This is a genomic window from Vibrio sp. 10N.247.311.12 (genome assembly GCF_041467515.1).
GTDB lineage: Bacteria > Pseudomonadota > Gammaproteobacteria > Enterobacterales > Vibrionaceae > Vibrio > Vibrio crassostreae_C.
In genome coordinates this window covers 40,889-59,296 of sequence record NZ_JBFSUV010000035.1, presented here as the reverse complement: position 1 = coordinate 59,296, position 18,408 = coordinate 40,889, and the positions used below count along the sequence as shown (strand labels likewise).

At 44.3% G+C, this 18,408-nt stretch carries 16 protein-coding genes and 1 riboswitch; of the genes, 7 read left to right on the top strand and 9 right to left on the bottom strand.

The features are described from left to right. Positions 1–177 precede the first annotated feature (177 nt). Positions 178–1,644, bottom strand: coding sequence for an N-acetylglucosamine-binding protein GbpA (gene gbpA, locus AB6E30_RS15655; protein ID WP_372104305.1), 1,467 nt, complete (start codon positions 1,642–1,644; stop codon positions 178–180). Positions 1,645–1,716: 72 nt separating this feature from the next. Then, positions 1,717–1,806, bottom strand: a riboswitch (cyclic di-GMP riboswitch). 323 nt (positions 1,807–2,129) lie between these two features. Between gbpA and AB6E30_RS15650 the strand changes: the two genes are divergently transcribed. The 4 genes from AB6E30_RS15650 (at position 2,130) to aroG (ending at position 4,850) form a co-directional block, all read left to right on the top strand. Next, entirely contained in the window at positions 2,130–2,483 is a 354-nt protein-coding gene (locus tag AB6E30_RS15650; RefSeq protein ID WP_017066796.1) for a hypothetical protein, read from the top strand. A 100-nt stretch (positions 2,484–2,583) separates the two neighbouring features. Further along, a complete protein-coding gene (locus AB6E30_RS15645; protein ID WP_372104302.1) occupies positions 2,584–3,255 on the top strand; it encodes a DUF3313 domain-containing protein in 672 nt (223 codons plus the stop codon). A 13-nt stretch (positions 3,256–3,268) separates the two neighbouring features. Then, complete coding sequence (locus AB6E30_RS15640) at positions 3,269–3,484, top strand: DUF3820 family protein (RefSeq protein WP_004730103.1); 216 nt, start codon at positions 3,269–3,271, stop codon at positions 3,482–3,484. Positions 3,485–3,797: 313 nt separating this feature from the next. Next, a complete protein-coding gene (gene aroG, locus AB6E30_RS15635) occupies positions 3,798–4,850 on the top strand; it encodes a 3-deoxy-7-phosphoheptulonate synthase AroG (protein ID WP_017061746.1) in 1,053 nt (350 codons plus the stop codon). Positions 4,851–4,960: 110 nt separating this feature from the next. Here the strand turns inward: aroG and AB6E30_RS15630 are convergent, their stop codons facing one another. The 3 genes from AB6E30_RS15630 to AB6E30_RS15620 form a co-directional block, all read right to left on the bottom strand. Beyond that, positions 4,961–6,385, bottom strand: coding sequence for a phosphomannomutase CpsG (locus AB6E30_RS15630; RefSeq protein ID WP_372104299.1), 1,425 nt, complete (start codon positions 6,383–6,385; stop codon positions 4,961–4,963). Between the two features lie 15 nt (positions 6,386–6,400). Next, the gene (locus AB6E30_RS15625) at positions 6,401–7,936 is read right to left on the bottom strand and encodes a mannose-1-phosphate guanylyltransferase/mannose-6-phosphate isomerase (protein ID WP_372104297.1); all 1,536 of its coding nucleotides are present in this window, start codon (positions 7,934–7,936) and stop codon (positions 6,401–6,403) included. An 87-nt stretch (positions 7,937–8,023) separates the two neighbouring features. After that, positions 8,024–9,193: a mechanosensitive ion channel family protein gene (locus AB6E30_RS15620; RefSeq protein WP_372104294.1), complete on the bottom strand. Its 1,170-nt coding sequence runs from the start codon at positions 9,191–9,193 to the stop codon at positions 8,024–8,026. A gap of 186 nt (positions 9,194–9,379) precedes the next feature. On the opposite strand from AB6E30_RS15620, the gene AB6E30_RS15615 reads away from it, so the two are divergent. Further along, the gene (locus AB6E30_RS15615; protein WP_372104291.1) at positions 9,380–10,036 is read left to right on the top strand and encodes a TrkA family potassium uptake protein; all 657 of its coding nucleotides are present in this window, start codon (positions 9,380–9,382) and stop codon (positions 10,034–10,036) included. A gap of 19 nt (positions 10,037–10,055) precedes the next feature. After that, positions 10,056–11,423, top strand: coding sequence for a TrkH family potassium uptake protein (locus AB6E30_RS15610; RefSeq protein WP_372104288.1), 1,368 nt, complete (start codon positions 10,056–10,058; stop codon positions 11,421–11,423). 98 nt (positions 11,424–11,521) lie between these two features. Here the strand turns inward: AB6E30_RS15610 and msrB are convergent, their stop codons facing one another. Further along, positions 11,522–12,664: a peptide-methionine (R)-S-oxide reductase MsrB gene (msrB, locus tag AB6E30_RS15605; RefSeq protein WP_372104285.1), complete on the bottom strand. Its 1,143-nt coding sequence runs from the start codon at positions 12,662–12,664 to the stop codon at positions 11,522–11,524. A 200-nt stretch (positions 12,665–12,864) separates the two neighbouring features. On the opposite strand from msrB, the gene AB6E30_RS15600 reads away from it, so the two are divergent. Next, positions 12,865–13,263: an OsmC family protein gene (locus tag AB6E30_RS15600; RefSeq protein WP_017064824.1), complete on the top strand. Its 399-nt coding sequence runs from the start codon at positions 12,865–12,867 to the stop codon at positions 13,261–13,263. Between the two features lie 131 nt (positions 13,264–13,394). Here AB6E30_RS15600 and AB6E30_RS15595 read toward each other — a convergent pair whose 3' ends face one another. The 4 genes from AB6E30_RS15595 to phnW form a co-directional block, all read right to left on the bottom strand. Beyond that, a complete protein-coding gene (locus AB6E30_RS15595) occupies positions 13,395–14,465 on the bottom strand; it encodes an OmpA family protein (RefSeq protein ID WP_102321396.1) in 1,071 nt (356 codons plus the stop codon). 441 nt (positions 14,466–14,906) lie between these two features. Continuing rightward, positions 14,907–15,725 carry a phosphonoacetaldehyde hydrolase gene (gene phnX, locus AB6E30_RS15590; RefSeq protein ID WP_136973801.1) on the bottom strand — a complete coding sequence of 273 codons (819 nt, stop codon included), beginning with the start codon at positions 15,723–15,725 and terminating at the stop codon, positions 14,907–14,909. Positions 15,726–15,817: 92 nt separating this feature from the next. Continuing rightward, entirely contained in the window at positions 15,818–17,239 is a 1,422-nt protein-coding gene (locus tag AB6E30_RS15585) for an aspartate aminotransferase family protein (RefSeq protein ID WP_372104282.1), read from the bottom strand. Beyond that, on the bottom strand, positions 17,239–18,342 hold the full coding sequence (gene phnW, locus AB6E30_RS15580) for a 2-aminoethylphosphonate--pyruvate transaminase (protein WP_372104279.1): 1,104 nt from the start codon (positions 18,340–18,342) through the stop codon (positions 17,239–17,241). Before phnW ends, AB6E30_RS15585 begins: the two co-directional genes overlap by 1 nt. Between the last annotated feature and the right edge of the window lie 66 nt (positions 18,343–18,408).

Genomic DNA, 18,408 nt, shown 5'->3' with positions numbered 1-18,408 from the left:
CTCATTAGTGATTGTACTCACTTAACTCAGTGTCCAAAACTGCTGGTGCGGATCAATCTACTTTGATAACTGATGCTTCAGCTGTTACAGAATAAGAAAACGGATGCTTTGGGCATCCGTTTTTGTTTGGTTGATGACTAAAACTCACCCAATACAAAGTAAGTATCTAGCGAGTACTTAGTCCGCTTTGTTCCAAGCACTTTGCCAGTGTGAACCGACACCTGGTTCGTACTGAGTTGCTGTTGGAGCCCATTGAACACAGTAGCCAGAGTATGGGAACTCTTTACACTGATAAACGCCACCATCGCTGCTTAGAACCTTTGTTCCTGCTGTGTAAGACTCAATGCTTTCTGGGAACACGAAGTCGTAGTCGCCTGCTGGTGGCGGTGTTTGCTCGTCCATTAGGTGGAAATCAAGCGTGTTCTGATCCACTAAGTTACCTTGGTCATCTTTCGTCACAACCACAAGCATGTGGTGACCAGCTTCAGACTTAGAAAGAGTCAGTTGAATATCTTCAACTTGTCCGTCTGTTAGGTCCGATTTCTGAGAGGCAAGTGCTTCACGGTGATGGTTGTACACGGTAAGCTCAGCTTGAATATCGCCCGTTGCCGCTAGCGTAAGGTCAAGCTGAGTAGGTTGGCTCTCATCGATAATGTACTCTGATTCTAAGCCTGTTACTTCTAGCTCATGCTCTGGTTCTGGAGTGTCAATCTTGTAGCCGATTTCCACACTGTTAAAGCCAGAACCTGCTTTTAGATAAACAGGGTTCGTGCCGTATACTGGCGCAAAATCGCCTTGGTCGTTCAATTGACCTGCTTTGATTTGCGTCTGCTCTTGATTGATTTTAGAAGAAAGAGCGTAAGACCAGTTATTGGCTTTGCCTTGCTCAGTACTTTCAATCACAAGCTCTGTGCTGTATGAAGCGTTCTCACCAGATTGGTCAAATACACGCGTATAAACAGCGTCACCAACATTCAGGTCTTGTGTCGGGTTGATTTGACCACCTTGATCCCAATCAGGAATGATAGGGCCGTCGCCATCAAACTTCACATCGATAACGTTGTAGAAAGCCATTGCAGTATCACCCACATCCCATACCGCAAGGATCACTTGATAACCTTCGCGTTCTGGCACATTACACAAGTGGCTGACTTGCATCGGTGGTTGTTCTCCATTTCCTTCAACAACACAGAATGGCGTTAAGTCAAAAGAGCTGCGTGCCAAAGGCTGGTTTGGGTTCCAGTCTGGTTGAGTAATGTAGTATTTCCAGTCGTGAGTCTTGTGATTAGCAGTGAACGTCCACTCGAAGTATTGAGAACCAGACTTGATCGGGCGTTTAACCCAGCGATCGGCTGTCTGCTCGTCCAGCGCTGCTGCTAAAGAAGATTGCGCACTGGCGATTCTTCCATCAGCAGGGCCGACTTCAGGGAAGCCTTCAGGGCCTTCCACACTCTGTGGCTCATATTGGATACCACCACAGTTGGTGTTTTTTTGTTGTGTATCACCCGCTGGGAACTTACATAGCGCGACACGACTCTCAGCAACGCCATTATTGTATGCCGAAACATAACCGTGACCGAAGCTTGTTCCACTTACGCTAAGTAGCGATAGTGCGATGAGCGATTTTTTTGGGAGTTGTTTCATTATTTGTCCTTACTGTATTTGGCCGACAAAAAAGAGAACACTCCAGCATGCATTGACACTTAAATCCTATTAAGTGGCGGCCCCGCTATCATAGACAGAATATTTGTCGACAGACCGGTGGCTTTGCGTCCTATTCTTTCAAATAGTTTGCCAGAAGTGCGTTTGAGCAATCGAAATGTAGCCAACCAGTTTTATAAATGCGAATCAATCGATTGAAATGTGGAATGCCAATCTCGAACTTTTAATTCTTAATACAAATTAACTTGCTATATGTTTAGTTCGTTAACGTATAGATTATTGATATAAATGAAGAAAGTATTTACTCTAATCGCTTTTGTGAATGTTTTTCGATTGTGATGTTTTGTTCTGCACGACAATTGCGCGCATATCAAAACCAAACCTTTGGTTTCCACTAACCAAACCCTGACATGCTATGTATGAAAAGCCGGACAATTGATTGGTATGAATTATATAAAGGAGTCGGTATGGAATTCACAGAACTAGACAGAGACGCGTTGTATCAAACGTGGATGTCACAAAAATCGAGAATGCGTATTACGCAGATGGAGTTTTCAAAAAAGCTTGGAATGAACCAGCTTGATTTCTCTAGAGTGCTAAGAGGCGAGACGCCATTAACGATGTCTTTCGTTAGTCACTTTTGTCGTTTACTTCATTTAGAGCCTAGGAATGTTTTTCCTTCACTTAAAGAAGGTAATGAGTCAGGGCCAAAGGTGGTCTACCTGAAAAGTAGAATGAGCGTTGATGGTGAGATCCAAAATGCTTATATCGAAGGAAATCAGGTAATCGTAGAGTATGCACACACCGTTCAGCATGATTAATTTTAAAGCTAGCTCTGAGTTTTAACTCCCCTTTTCTACAAACTTTTCATATAAGGTATGACTTACTCAATTAAATTCCTTAATTTTAACTAAGTGCGTCATGAAACCTCTAAAAGTCTTTTTGCTTGTTGCAACCAGCATCTTCTTGTGTGGTTGTGCAGGCGGCCCAATTAGAACCGCAACTAAATTCACCAGTTATAAAGATTTTCAGCCAGTCCCTGATGGAGGCGTTGACCTAGTTTGGGCAAGGATTGGGCTACGTGACGCGCAGCGTTTGAAATCCAAGTTAGATGACTACGATTCTGTAGTGATCGACCAAATTTTTGTTTTAGCAGAAGAAGGTTCGTTGGATCAGGAAGAGATTCAGGAACTCACTGAGCACATGGTTGCGCGCTTGGAAGATAAAATATCGCCTCATAAAACGATTGTCGATGAACCGACAGGAAAAACGCTCCGCTTGAGTATCGCTCTGAGTAACGTTGAAACGCCCAATCCGATCTTAGCTGTAACGAGCAGCGTTCTGCCGTTTGGCCTTGCGATGTCAACCATATCTAAGGTCACGACTGGTGAGCACACCAATGTTGGGAGTGCGAGTGTAGAGTTATTGGTCAGTGATGCTCAAGAGGGCACACCACTGTTTGCAGCCATCGACCGTGAAGCGGGTAACAAAGATTTTTCAACCATGATTGATTCGCTGGATGATGCCAAAGACGCGATCAACTATTGGGTTGAACGTTTAGGTGATACTCTACACAACATAGATGACGCATAGTAAAGACCGAATAATGCTAGAGAAAGAGAACCTGATTAAGTTGGCTCGAATGCAGATGCCATTTGGAAAGTACGCGGGTCGTACACTGATTGACTTACCTGAAGAATATTTGCTGTGGTTTGATAAAAAGGGATTCCCGTCTGGTGAACTCGGCGATTTATTGAAACTGTGCCTTGCTCTGAAAATTGAAGGGCTTGATAGTGTCGTCAAGCCATTGAAAAGAATGTAATTAAATAAAAGCTCACGCTGATCACGTGAGCTTTTTTGTTTTTGAGTTCGACACAATTTTACATGCATGATGTAGCTTGAAGAATGGCTCTTCTTACCTTGCTATAAAATACGCAATCGATAGCGTGTAAATAATGGTATACAGGGTGTTTTAAATATAAAACACAAAAAAAATTGCGTTTATTTTTAATTAGTGATTGAAACTAGAGTTTTTACTAGTTAAGTTACAGGGAACAAGAAGATTAGTGCTGATAGAAAGTGACGTGAGACAACGTACATTCAGCTCAAGGATAGAAAAAAGGAAGAAGTAAGCAATGTTCCAGACTGATGATGTAAGAATTAACAAAGTAAAAGAGTTATTACCCCCTGTTGCTGTTTTAGAAAAGTTTCCAGCGACAGAAGTTGCTTCTTCTACAACCTTTGAAAGCCGCAAAGCGATCCACAATATTTTAGAAGAGAGCGATGATCGCTTGCTTGTTATTGTCGGCCCATGTTCTATTCATGACACAGAAGCTGCTCTTGAGTACGGTAAACGTTTGAAAGTGTTGCGCGACGAACTTGGTGATAACCTTGAAATCGTAATGCGTGTTTACTTTGAAAAACCACGTACAACTGTTGGTTGGAAAGGTCTAATAAATGACCCGTACATGAACGATACGTTCAAGCTAAATGATGGCCTTCGTCTAGGACGTAAGCTACTGCTGGACCTAACTGACATGGGCATGCCAACGGCAAGCGAATTCCTAGATATGATCACGCCTCAATACGTTGCTGACCTAATCAGCTGGGGTGCAATCGGCGCACGTACTACAGAATCTCAAGTTCACCGCGAACTGGCTTCTGGCCTATCTTGCCCAGTTGGATTTAAGAATGGTACTGATGGCAACATCAAGATTGCAACAGATGCTATTCGCTCTGCTAGCGCTTCTCACCACTTCTTATCAGTAACTAAGTACGGTCACTCAGCTATCGTTGAAACAGCAGGTAACCCTGATTGTCATATCATCCTACGTGGTGGCAAAGAGCCAAATTACAGCGCAGAACACGTTGGTAAGATTAAAGAAGAGCTAGCAGCTTCTGGTCTTCCACAAAAAGTGATGATCGATTTCAGCCACGCAAACAGCTCTAAGCAGTTTAAGCGTCAAATGAACGTATCTGATGACGTAAGCGCACAAATTTCTGGTGGCGACAAAGCTATCTTTGGTGTGATGATTGAATCTCATCTTGTTGAAGGTCGTCAAGACCTGGTTGAGGGCAAAGCTGCAACGTACGGCCAATCTGTTACTGATGCGTGTATTGGTTGGGAAGACACTGAAACAGTACTTCGCCAGCTGGCAGACGCTGTTGAAGCTCGTCGTAACAAATAGACTAATTACAGTCAGCGATTAAGCTACTGAAAATTCAAAGCCCTTAGTTAGCAACAGCTAATAAGGGCTTTTTTGTGGATCTTAGTTGAAAACTGGAAGTGTCTGTATTCTTAAATGAGAAAAGACAGTAACTCGTCGACTTTAAGTGACAGTAAAGCTTTATCTTGTTTGGTTTCAACGTTAAGGCGTATTAATGGCTCGGTATTGGACTTTCTTAAGTTGAAGCGCCATGAGCCCATATTCATGCTGATTCCGTCTGTGTGATCGATCTCAACGGCATTATTTTGGTAGTGCGATAACACGCAAGCCATGACCTGCTCTGGGTCTGAGACTCTTCGATTGATCTCCCCGGAAGAGGGGAATCTATCTATACTAGTACTCGTTAATTGGTGAAGAGATTGTTGAGTTTTCGACATCAGCTCGATAACCAATAGCCAAGGAATCATGCCTGAATCGCAATATCCAAAATCACGAAAATAATGGTGTGCGCTCATTTCGCCCCCATAGACGGCATTCGTTTTACGCATCTTCTCTTTGATCAGTGCGTGTCCTGCTTTAATTCCAATCGCTTTTCCACCATGCGTTTTTGCGATTTCAATTGTGTTCCAGGTCATGCGCATATCGTGCAATACAGTCGTGTTAGGCTGTTTGACCAAGAATGCTTCAGCAAGCAACCCTACAATGTAATAACCCTCGATGTAATCGCCTTGCTCATCAAAGAAAAAGCATCGGTCGAAGTCTCCATCCCAAGCAATTCCAAGGTTGGCAGAATGCTCTAAAACGGCATCTCGAGTGGCTGCTTGGTTCTCTCTAATCAAAGGGTTTGGAATACCATTTGGGAAGTTTCCATCAGGGTTATGATGAACTTTGATGAAGGTGATAGGGACACCGAGTTCGTTAAATTTATTATCTAAAGCATCAATGATATGTCCTGCAACACCGTTCCCAGCATTAACCACAATCTTCATCGGTGACAGCTTTGATGGGGTTATGTACGAGAGTAGGTGCTCGACGTACGGAGCAAGAATACTGTTCGATCTACTAGAGTTACTTGGTTGTGCATGAACGAACGGTAAATTGCAGTTCAGCTCTTGATTAAGTTCTTCAATGCGTCGTTTGATTTCATCTAAACCACTGTTTTTACTGATAGGGCTAGCGTCTACACCGACCATTTTCATGCCGTTGTAATTGATTGGGTTGTGGCTGGCTGTGATTTGTATTCCGCCAATCGCTTTTAGGTAACGAGTCGCAAAGTAGACCTCTTCAGTGCCAGTCATACCTAGATCAATGACGGTAATCCCTGACTCGATTAAGCCTTTGGTCATGGCTTCTTGTAATGACAGGGAGGTTTTGCGGTTATCACGACCAATCACTACCTGCGCCAAACCATCGAGTGAGGTTTCAGGCTTAGCGGATAGGACGTATTCGCCAAATGCCTTACCGAGCAGGTAGGCGAGTGGCTCATTGATTTGTTTACCAATGACGCCGCGGATATCGTTGTTCTTAAAGCAGTTTAGGTCTAATGTTGGTTTCATCGATTTGTCGCTGCTTTATTTCGTTTGGTTGTGCTTTGATGAGTGGACTTGTTGCTTGCGCACGTCTCGCCCATAACTGTCTTGATATCGAATGATGTCGCCTTCACTTAAATGACTGCCTGTTTGTACTTCAATCATCTCGAGTGGGAGATCCCCTGGGTTCTCTAGGCTGTGAATATGACCTAAAGGGATGTAAGTGGATTGATCTTCTTCAACCAGATAGGTTTTCTCATTGTTGGTCACTTTCGCAGTACCCGCCACGACTACCCAATGTTCCGCTCTATGGTGGTGCATTTGTAACGACAACTTGTGACCGGGTTTAACGGTGATACGTTTAACTTTGTCGCGCTTGCCTAGGTCGATAACATCGTATTTACCCCAAGGTCTAAACACCTCACGATGATGCACATGTTCTGTGCGACCCGCTTGATTTAGTTGACTGACAATCGATTTAACACCCTGAACCCTGTCTTTATTTGCAACCAATATAGCGTCTTTGGTTTCGACAATAATCAGGTTGTCGACACCTACCGTCGCAACCAGCTTATTTTCAGCATGGATGTAGTTGTGTTGAGAGTCGACGGTTAACACATCACCTTCAATGACGTTATTGTGCTGATCTTTTTCGCTTACATCCCAGATCGCGGACCATGAGCCAATATCGTTCCAGCCGACATCCATCGGGATCACCGCGGCGTGCGAGGTCTTTTCCATCACGGCGTAATCGATTGAATCACTTGGACTGCTTTTGAATGCTTCAGCGTCTATACGGATAAAGTCGAGGTCGGTATTTTGCGTTGCAAGAGCGAGTTTACAAGCCGCTACTATCTCAGGGTGGTGTTCGGCGAGTTCTTCAAGATAGCGTGATGCCTTAAACATGAACATGCCACTGTTCCATAGGTACTGTTCTGAGCGAATGTATGCTTCTGCGGTTGCTTTATCAGGCTTTTCTACAAAGCACTCAATGTCGTAAGCATAATGGGTTAGTTGGTCTGTAGTGTTGGTTTCTAGTTGTAGACTAGAGACAAGAGGTTGCCCTTGTTTGATGTAGCCATAGCCAGTCTCTGGAGCATTTGGGGTTATACCGAATGTCACCAGTTTGCCTTGTTTTGCATAATCAACACCACGGTTAATCGATTGTTGAAATTCAGAGGTTTTAGCTATGTGATGATCAGCAGCCAGTACTAATAAGATTGGGTCAGCCGCTTCTCCCTTAGTGTTATGAGACTTGGTCAAAGCTTGCAAGGCTGCAAGTGCGATGGCTGGCGCAGTATTTCTACCGACAGGTTCTAACAGAATGCCACTGTGCAGGACGTTAGCTGAGCGAATTTGTTCAGCAGCGATAAAACGATGCTCTTCATTACAGATGATGAATGGCGCATCGCAGCTGCTATCCGTTAGGTGTGCGTCGATACCTTGCAGGCGTTGAAGTGTTTGCTGAAGCATCGACTGTTCGCCAGCAATATTCAGAAATTGCTTAGGATAGAGCTCTCGAGACAGTGGCCAGAGGCGGCTTCCAGAGCCGCCAGCTAGGATGACAGGTAAAATCATAGAGTGGTAATTATGTGCATTAGAATACTGCCATCATATTACCACGCTTCACGCTTATTACTTATCGATAACCAAGAAGGATGTTGACTATCGATGACCTTCCGTAGGGGAGTTCAATATGTCTTTGGGAGCGCTAACATTCTGATTCTCACCTAGGCTTTGAACGCTGTTATGACCTTGAACATTAGAAAAATCTTGAGTGTCAATCTTGAGTGTCTGTGTTGGGAACGCGATGTCTGCATTGTGTTTATGAATAATCGCCAGAACCTGTAACAGAACGTCTTGCTTCACCTTGTGGTACCTGATCCAGTTGACCGTTTTTGTGAAGGTGTAGATAAAGAAGTTCAGTGTTGATGGCCCAAACTTGTCAAAGTTAACGATCAACGTCTGTTTGGCATCAATATCTGGGTGGGTCTCGAGCATGGTTCTTACATCATCAACAATGAGCGCCAATTTGTCTGCATCTTGATAACGAAGACCAAAGGTTTCATTGATTCTACGATTTAACATTCTCGATGGGTTCTCTACCACAATACTACTGAACACCGAATTTGGAACGTACAAAGGACGCTTATCAAAAGTGCGGATAATCGTCATGCGCCAGCCAATGCGTTCGACAGTACCTTCGATTTGACGATCGGGAGAGCGTATCCAATCACCGACTTTAAAAGGGCGGTCGAAGTAAATCATCATGCCGCCAAAGAAATTCGACAGTAGATCTTTAGCGGCTAAACCGACGATTAAACCACCGACACCACCAAAGGTAAGTAAGCCCGATAGGCTCAGCCCAAACGCCTGCATAATGGTTAGGCCGCCCATCACCATAAAGAACAGTCGAGCTACCTTTGCGATAGCTTGTACTGTGGTTTCGTCCCTGGTCTTCTGTTCTAAGACATATACTTCAGAGTTGCTGATCATTCGCAACGTGAACCAAACAAAAGTACAGATGATCAGTATGTGCTTAAGCGTTTTTAACCAGTTGATTTCATTGCCAAATTGATCTTGGAGGATCAGGCCAATAGACACAGTAGCAGGCCAACACCAAAGTAACGTGCTGACAGGCGTTTTTAGAGCCTCTAGCAGTAGGTCGTCCCAGTGGAATGGAGTTTTCTGAACCAGAATTTCTAAGCGATTATGGATAATTCGCCAAGCTACCCAAGCGAGAAAACTCGCAATAGTGATGAATAGGACGCTGTTTGCCCAATCACTATGGCTCTGGTTGATGTAGGTTTGTACTTGGGTTATGAATTCATTCATTGTGTGTGCTGCCGCAGAAATTATGAATTGGAAATTAGCAGAAACTCGAGTTGTTCTCTACCTTTATAAATCAAGCGATTATGACAATAGTATAACCTTATTCTTGCAGAACTAACTTTTTTTGAGATAGAAACTAATGTAGGTTTGACTATCCCGTGTAATTAAAATTTCTAAACAGGATTTCAAATGAGCGACAAACAATATGCAGTTATCGGTTTAGGGCGATTTGGTCTGTCTGTTTGCAAAGAGCTACAAAGTTCAGGGGCACAGGTGCTGGCCGTCGATATTGATGAAGAGCGAGTGAAAGAAGCAGCGGCTTTTGTTTCACAAGCGATTGTTGCGAACTGCACGAGCGAAGAGACGGTGAAAGAGTTAAGACTCGATGATTACGATATGGTGATGGTATCGATAGGCTCTGACGTTAACTCAAGCATTCTAACGACTTTGGTGGTGAAGGAATCTGGAGCAAAAGCAGTTTGGGTTAAGGCGAACGATAAGTTCCACGGCAAGATCCTCTCTAAGATTGGTGCCGACCATATCATCATGCCTGAACGAGATATGGGCATTCGTGTTGCGCGTAAAATGTTGGATAGACGCGTTCTTGAGTTTATCGATCTTGGCAGCGGTTTAGCGATGACGGAGATTGTTATTGGTTCTAATTTGTTGGGAAAGAAACTTGGCGACCTTAAGCTGTGTAAAGAAAATGGTGCTGAAGTACTTGGCTTCAAGCGAGGACCGAACCTAACTAAAGCTCCAGAACTGGATGTGAGTTTAGAAATTGGGGATGTGGTGATCATCGCTGGGCCGAAAGAGACCTTATCTAGAAAGCTACGCAATTGGTAATTGGCAATAAGGTAACAGTATGAATTCGTTAAAACGAAAAGGTACTTTCTACACGCTTAAGAGTGATAAAAAGCCACGTAAAGGCTCTGAACCTAAGATTATCCTTACGAGCTTCTTAGGCGTACTTATCCCCTCTGCAATATTGTTGACGATGCCTGTATTCTCTGTGACAGGCCTAAGTTTTACGGATGCACTGTTTACAGCAACCTCGGCGATCAGTGTGACAGGCTTAGGTGTTGTTGATACCGGTGAGCATTTCACCTTGGCAGGCAAAATCTTACTGATGTTCTTGATGCAAGTCGGCGGGTTAGGGCAGATGACCCTTTCTGCGGTGCTGCTCTATATGTTTGGTGTTCGGCTTAGTTTGAAACAGCAAGCATTAGCGAAAGAAGCATTGGGGCAAGATCGTAAGATTAACCTCAGAAAGTTAGTGAAGAAGATCATCATTTTTGCATTGGTGGCCGAATTTATAGGTTTCGTATTGCTCTGTTTTCGTTGGGTTCCTGAAATGGGATGGGCAACAGGGAGCTTTTACGCGTTGTTTCACGCGATTTCCGCATTCAATAACGCAGGGTTTGCGTTGTTCTCAGACAGTATGGTGAGCTTTGTTGACGATCCACTGGTGATCTTTACCTTAGCAGGCTTGTTCATTTTCGGCGGATTAGGCTTTACTGTCGTGGGCGACCTATCGACTAACTGGCGGAAAGGCTTCCAACATCTGCATTTACACACCAAGATTATGCTAACTGCGACACCGACGTTATTGGCGGTGGGCACGGTGATGTTTTGGTTATTGGAGAGAAATAACTCAGCGACGATGGAGGGCTTGTCGACACAAGGGCAGTGGCTGGCGGCATTTTTCCAGTCAGCGAGTGCTCGTACTGCTGGTTTTAATAGTGTGGATTTGTCTCAGTACACTCAGCCTGCATTGTTGGTGATGATAGTACTGATGTTGATTGGTGCAGGTTCTACCTCAACAGGTGGTGGTATTAAGGTTTCGACCTTTGCAGTAGCCTTTGTCGCAACGTGGACCTTCCTCCGTCAGAAAAAGCACGTGGTGATGTTTAAGCGCACTGTGACTTGGCAAGCGGTAACAAAGTCATTGGCCATTATTGTGGTAAGTGGGGCGTTATTAACCACCGCGATGTTTTTGTTAATGCTTACTGAAAAGGCAGCGTTTGATCGAGTCATGTTTGAGGTGATTTCTGCCTTTGCAACGGTTGGTTTAACAGCTGGCTTAACCGCAAACCTGACTGAGCCAGGTAAATACATCATGATTGTGGTTATGGTGATTGGACGTATCGGCCCCCTGACCTTGGCTTATATGCTAGCTCGCCCAGAACCTTCCTTGTTGAAATACCCTGAAGACACGGTGTTAACGGGTTAATTAGGTCCATGGGCTGATAAATAAAGCTCTGTAAATAAAAACAAAGCCAGCGATATGCTGGCTTTGTTGTCATAGGCTGATCGTTAATTGCTGAATGCCTATCCCTCAAACATCTCAACGTATTCCTCATAGCCTTCTTCTGCTAATTTATCCGCAGGGATAAAGCGCATTGCGGCTGAGTTCATGCAGTAACGTAACCCTGTTGGTTTTGGACCATCTTTGAATACATGCCCTAGGTGGGAATCGCCAAACTTACTTCGAACCTCTGTTCTTGGGTAAAGCAGCTTGTAGTCAGTAGTTGTAACGACATAAGCTTCGCTGATTGGTTGGGTGAAGCTCGGCCAACCCGTACCTGATTTGTATTTGTCTTTTGATGAGAACAACGGCTCACCAGTAACGATGTCGACGTAGATTCCTTCCTGTTTGTTATCCCAGTATTTGTTATCAAACGGGCGTTCTGTCGCGTCATCTTGCGTTACATCGTACTGAAGTGCCGTTAGCTTGGCTTTGATCTCCGCGTCAGACGGCTTAACGTAGGTTTTAGCATTGGCTGTCGCATTCTTACTGTCGATGATCTGACGTAGTGTTTTAGGGTTGTCCTTTCTATCATCACCGAAGATTTTATCTAGGTACTGATCGCGGCCAGAAGCATAGCGGTAGTAGTTATAACGAACTTTACTCTTCTTGTAATAGTCTTGGTGATAGTCTTCCGCTGGCCAGAATTTTTCAAATTCAATCAGTTCTGTTTTTAGTGGTTCACCAAAGATATTAGCTTTGTCGATTTCCATCATGAAGTTCTGAGCAACATCTTTTTGTGCTTGGTTATGATAGAAAATAGCTGGTCGATAATGACGGCCTCGGTCTACAAAAGAACCTTTGTCATCGGTTGGGTCGATGTGTCGGAAGAATTGGTCAAGAACCTGTTCGTAGCTAACCACATCAGGGTTATAGGTCACGTTGATCACTTCGATGTGACCTGACTTACCCGAAGAGACCTGTTTGTAGGTTGGGTTTTCCAGTTCACCACCAGAGTATCCAGAGATAACGTCGGTCACGCCTGTCAGTTTTTCTAGATCGGATTCTGTACACCAAAAACAACCACCAGCCAGTGTCGTGATTTCAGTTTTACCTGAACTAGCCGTTTTATCCATTGTATTGGCAGTGCCAGTCTGGCTTACAAACAGCGAAATCAGTGGTAGTGTAACCACGAGTGATACCAATATTTTAGATAATTTATTCATAGATACCTCATCTTGACGTTTTTCTCATTCGATTTTGAATGTACGAATAGAGACAGGTTTTAGATGGAAAAAATTACACTATTCATGAAAAAAATATCTCAAATAGAAAATCTTGCTCATAAATGCCGCCAGTAGTAGGGTGTAGGCATTGATATAAAATACCAAATAATGATGACGTTTTCGTACATCTAAGGAACAACATGCAAGCAGAAGTTAAATGGGTCGAAGGCTTTAAATTCCTCGGTCAATCTCAATCAGGCCATTCTATTGTTATGGATGGAAGCGGCGGTGCTACTGCGCCAAGCCCGATGGAAATGGTGTTAATGGCTGCTGGTGGCTGTAGCTCTGTTGATGTAGTGGACGGTTTGAAATCTGCGGGTCAAAGCATCACTGGTTGCAATGCAAAGCTTGAAACCAAACGTCGTGAAACAGCGCCGAAAATCTTTACTGTGATTAATATTCACTTTGAAGTGTCTGGTGACAACCTTGATCCTGAGCAGGTCGCTAAGGTGTGTGCGGATTCATTAGAAAAGTACTGTTCTGTATGTCTAATGTTGGGTGCTGGCGTAGAGATGACTCATAGCTGGGAAATCGTTTAGTTTTCGGTTTGTACAGCCTAGCTTGGGGCCGGTACTTTTCGGCTTACGGCTTATTAGTAAAGACAGATACAGAAAAGGGCGGAGCACTTTGAGTGCTCCGCCCTTATTATTTCGGCTAAGGTAGAGTGCTGTTATTCAGCAGTTTCTACGATAACTTCTTCAACTTGTACTTCTTCTTGGTATTCGAAACCAGGGATCGTTGCGTCAACACGACGGTTTTGAGCACGACCTTCAGCTGTAGCGTTTGATGCAATTGGATTCTCTTCGCCTTCACCTGACGCTGTAATTCGGTCTGCTTCAATGCCTTGCTCTTCGATGTATGCCGCTACAGCTGCTGCACGCTTCTTAGAGATCATCATGTTGTATTCAGCTGCGCCTGTTGAGTCTGTGTGACCAACAACATCAACTGTTGATTGAGGGTGAGCTTTAAGTACTTCAACTAATGGCATTAATGCAATTTTGCCATCTGTAGACAGTTCAGTACTGTTAGTCGCGAACATTTCTTGAGAGTAGCTCTCTGTTTGCGCTTTAGTTACAACGACAGTCGTTTTCTCTTCAACAACAACTGCAGGCTCTGTGATTGGCTCAGATGGCGCTTGAGTCACTGCTACTGCAGAAGCTGTTGCAGCCGCCGCTGATGCTGTTGTGTTGCCAGTACCGAAGTTGTAGCTAACACCAACTGATAGTAGGTTCGAGTTCAGGTCTTGAACGTAGTTGTCGTCGAAGTCATCAAAATATTGGTATTCAACACGCAATGCCCAATCAGAAGAAAGCTGCTTCTCTAGACCGATGCCAGCAGAAAGAACAACGTCATCTTCGCCACCGTGTGAAATGTATGCCGGGCCCGCTTTGAAGAATACATCAAACTCTTGTTGTACTGCTAGACGGTACATTGGAGTTAGCGAGATTGCGATTAGTGGGTCGCTGAACGCAGCTGTTGTACCGTTTTTTGAAAAGCTTGTCTTGTAGTCGCCAAGGAAGTCTGAGCTTAGCTCAATACCAAATTTGTCATTAAAATTGTAACCAGAGTAGATGCCTGCACCAATTGCATCATCATCACATTTAGCACCGGCTACACATGCGCTGTCTAGCCAGCCCATACCCACTTTTGCACCTACATAAGTGGTTGCAGCAATAGAAGGCGCTGCTGCTAGGCCTGAAGCGGCAACAACAGCACACATGATTTTTGACAGTCTTTTCATAATCTTATCCTTGGATTAGCTATTATTGTTATCTGAACTTACCAGTAAAACGATCACTTATTGGGTTACGACACTGCTTATAATAAGTAAATCAAGGTGTTGGTTCAGGTGAACCTGTTTCTTTCTCAGTACTTATATTGTTAATCTGATTGCGTATTGGAGTCAATGAAATTGTTAAATATTATATATTTAAGATGCCTTTATTGTTGATTTTATCATTTGTTGGAATGTTTATGTTTATGTTTAAGCTATAGCCTAGCCTCGTCTATTTACCAGTGGCGCTACGGGTAATAAGTAAAAAACTTGCGCTTTATCATGCTTATAAAACAAAAATCCCCACCCAATATGTATAACTCGAATGAGTACATGATTGGATAGGGATTTGAATTGAAGCTATAGCGGTATTTTCACGTTTTACATCACGTAATAGCTCGACTTTGTTTACGGACGCTCACCCGCCAATAAACGCTTCTCGATATCTGCAATTACGCTAGGTAAGTCTGCAATGGTATCGATCAGGTAATGAGGGTTTGATTTGTTCAGCTTCACGCTTGCTTTTTCACGCGCCGTTGCCAGAGTTGCTTCGTCTGCGTCTAAGTATTCTTGATACGTTAAGCCTGCTTCGTTACCTGATAGAACAAGGCCTACCGTCCACATGCCTGCGTTGTGACCTTCATCAATGCCGGGTGCTGCGTCATCCACTTTCACACACGCTGCAACGCTCGTCACGCCTAGGTCAATGACGTTTTTAAGTGCCATGAATGGAGCTGGGCGACCGCCTTGCGGTAAGTCATCAGTCGCTACTACGTTGTCAGGAAGATAACCATAATCTGCGGCTGCTGGAATCAGTACGTCCATCACTTCTCGTGGGTAACCTGAACAAGAACCAATTTTTACGTTCTTCTCTTTAAGGTTATTTACTACTTCAATCGCGTTTAAAATTGGCGCTGCGTGGTCGGCTACTTTCGCTTTTTGAAGAGGCATGAATGCCGCGTAGATCGCATCAACGTCTTCACTGGTCATCGAACGTCCGAACTGGGCATTCCAACGAGCATCAACAGCAGGGATTCGACCCACCGCTTGGATGTGATCCCATTTACCGATACCCATAGGTTCACGAGCTTCAGCTAAGTCGATGTCAAAGTCGAAACCTTGTTTGAATGCTTCAACGAAAATACTGGTTGGAGCAAACGACCCAAAATCAACGATAGTGCCGGCCCAGTCAAAGATAACCGCTTGGATAGGTGATGTCGTGTTCATAATAGTGTCCTATTTTTGTGTCACTCCCAGTTCAAAGTTCTGGGAAACAAATGGTTGTTTAAGGTTATTGGTTTAAATGTTGATTTCGAGAATTAAAGGTATTCAAAATCTTTGCAGACTTTGGCTATCGCTTTTTCGAATACAGACAGAGCGACTTCTAGCTCGCTACGGCTGATGATCAATGGTGGGCTCAATTGAATCACGTTACCTTGTGAAACCTTAAAGCTCAGGCCATCGTTCAGACATTGGTAAAGTACTGCTTCTGCTTCATCGAACGCTCGGTTTTTGGTGATATGGTCAGTGACCAATTCCACTCCCCAAAGCAGACCGATGCCGCGAACGTCACCAATGACTGGGTATTTCTCTTTCATTTGAAGCAGTTGTTCACGCACGAATGCGCTGTCCGCTTGTACTTTTTCAAGTAGATTTTCTTGCTCAATCACTTCCATCGTAGCCAGTGCCGCTGCGCAGCCAATAGGACTTTTCTCGTGGGTGTAGTGACCAAGTGATACTTGCGCTGCCGTGTTGTATTTGTCTTTAGTGGCCATGGCTGCAATTGGAACCAAGCCCCCGCCAAAACCTTTACCGATACAAAGAATGTCAGGTTCGATATCAAAGGCCTGGTGAGTGAACCATTCGCCACTACGACCCATACCGTTTGGAATGTCGTCGATGATCAACATGACGTTATGCTTATCGCAGATCTCACGGATGCGCTTCCAGTAAGCTTTGCTTGGAACCTGAACGTCTGTGTTACGCACTGCTTCGGCAATGAAGGCTCCAATGCCACCTTCTTTTTCAATCACATACTCTAAATAGTCGGCATAGTGAACGTCGCATGCAGTTTCGTTTGCATTGACTGCGCTATTCTCGTTAAACGGGAAAGCGCCACGATAAGAGACGGCTGGTGGAATGCGTTCTACGCCAGCCATTAACGGGCCCATGCCTTCGCGGAAACAAGCTTCACCACCCACTGAAATTGCGTCCAGTGACGCGCCATGGAATGAGTCCCACAGTGAAACGACCTTGAAGTTGTTGGTGACATGTCGAGCCAGTTTGAGTGCCATGCCGATAACCGAAGTACCACCCGGTGCAAACAACACGCGGTTCAACTCACCACCGCAGATCTGTGTCAGCTTTTCAGCGCATTGAACGGCTGTTTCATTGGTAAAGCGACGTGGTGAAAACGGCAATGACGCCATTTGCTGAGTCACTTTATGAATGATGTGAGGGTGACCATAACCTAGTTGATGGACATTATTGCCATGAAAGTCCATGTACTTTTTGCCAGTCGCATCTTGAATGTAAATGCCTTCGGCTGCTTCAAGTGTGTCTAGGCAAGGTGTTGACATCGCTTGATGAAGAAACACGTCTGAGTCGCGTTTTAACATCGCTTGAGTCGCCTCATCGTTTAGCGACTCGTTCCATTTCTCACGCGCTGGCGTGGTGTTCACATCGCCTTCGCTTCGAAAGTGTGTCGCCTTTAGAATCGGCTCTTGATTGATCGTCGTCATTATTTGATGTCCCAGTACATAGCGTTTTTCACCGCGCCAATTAGGGCTTCAATATCTGACGGATAAACTTCACCGATGTTACCGATGCGGAAGCAGTCTGCGTTTGAAACCTTGCCCGGGTAAATCACAAATCCTTGCTCTTTCAAACGGTCATAGAATTCCTTGAATTGATAATCGCTATGAGTTGGAGAATAGAAAGAGGTGATAATCGGTGAATGAAGGCCATCATTTAGCAGAGGCTCAAAACCAAGAGAGCGCATACCTGCAACCAATGTGGTTTGGTTGGTTTGGTAACGATTATGACGAGCTTCGATGCCGCCTTCCTGTTCCAGTTCAAGCAGGGCTTGGTAGAAAGCACGAACTGTGTGAGTCGGAGAGGTGAAGCGCCATTTACCATGGTTGCTTTCCATGCAGTACCATTGGTCAAACAGGTCAAGGCTTAATGAACGAGCCTGGCCTTTGCATTTTTCCAGTTCCGATTGCTTCGCAATAACAAAGCCGAACCCCGGTACACCTTGAATACACTTGTTTGCTGAGCTGATCATGTAATCGACACCTAAGTCAGCGATATCCATAGGGATGCCACCAAAGCTCGACATTGCATCGAGAATGACGGTTTTGTTGTGCTGTTTTGCCAATTTGGCAATGTCTTCAATTGGATTCAGCATGCCTGTCGTGGTTTCACAATGCACAATCGCAACGTGAGTAATGTCTGAATCCATGGCCAATGCCGTTTCCATTTCGTTCAAGTCAGGCTGTGATGTTTCACCTGGGGAAACGACATGGCATGGAATGTTTAAATATTCTGCGATTTGAGCAATACGAGCACCATACGCACCGTTATCGACCACAAGAAGCTTATCGCTGTTAGAGATAACGCTACCGATTGTTGCTTCAACTGAAGCAGTGCCGCTGCCTTGCATTAATACACTTGTATATCCCGCCTGCTTAGTCGCCAAAGTAACAAGCTTGCTACGAATCACTTCAACAACGTCTTTGTTGTATTCATCATCCCAAGTACACCAGTCTTTTAGCATCGCTTGGCGAACGGTTTCAGAAGTAGATAAAGGGCCCGGTGTCAGCAGTAAGTATTCGTTTCTCATGTTCAACTCTCGTGATTTTAATTTTGGACTATACCAATATTTAGAGTTACTTTAACAACCAATTTA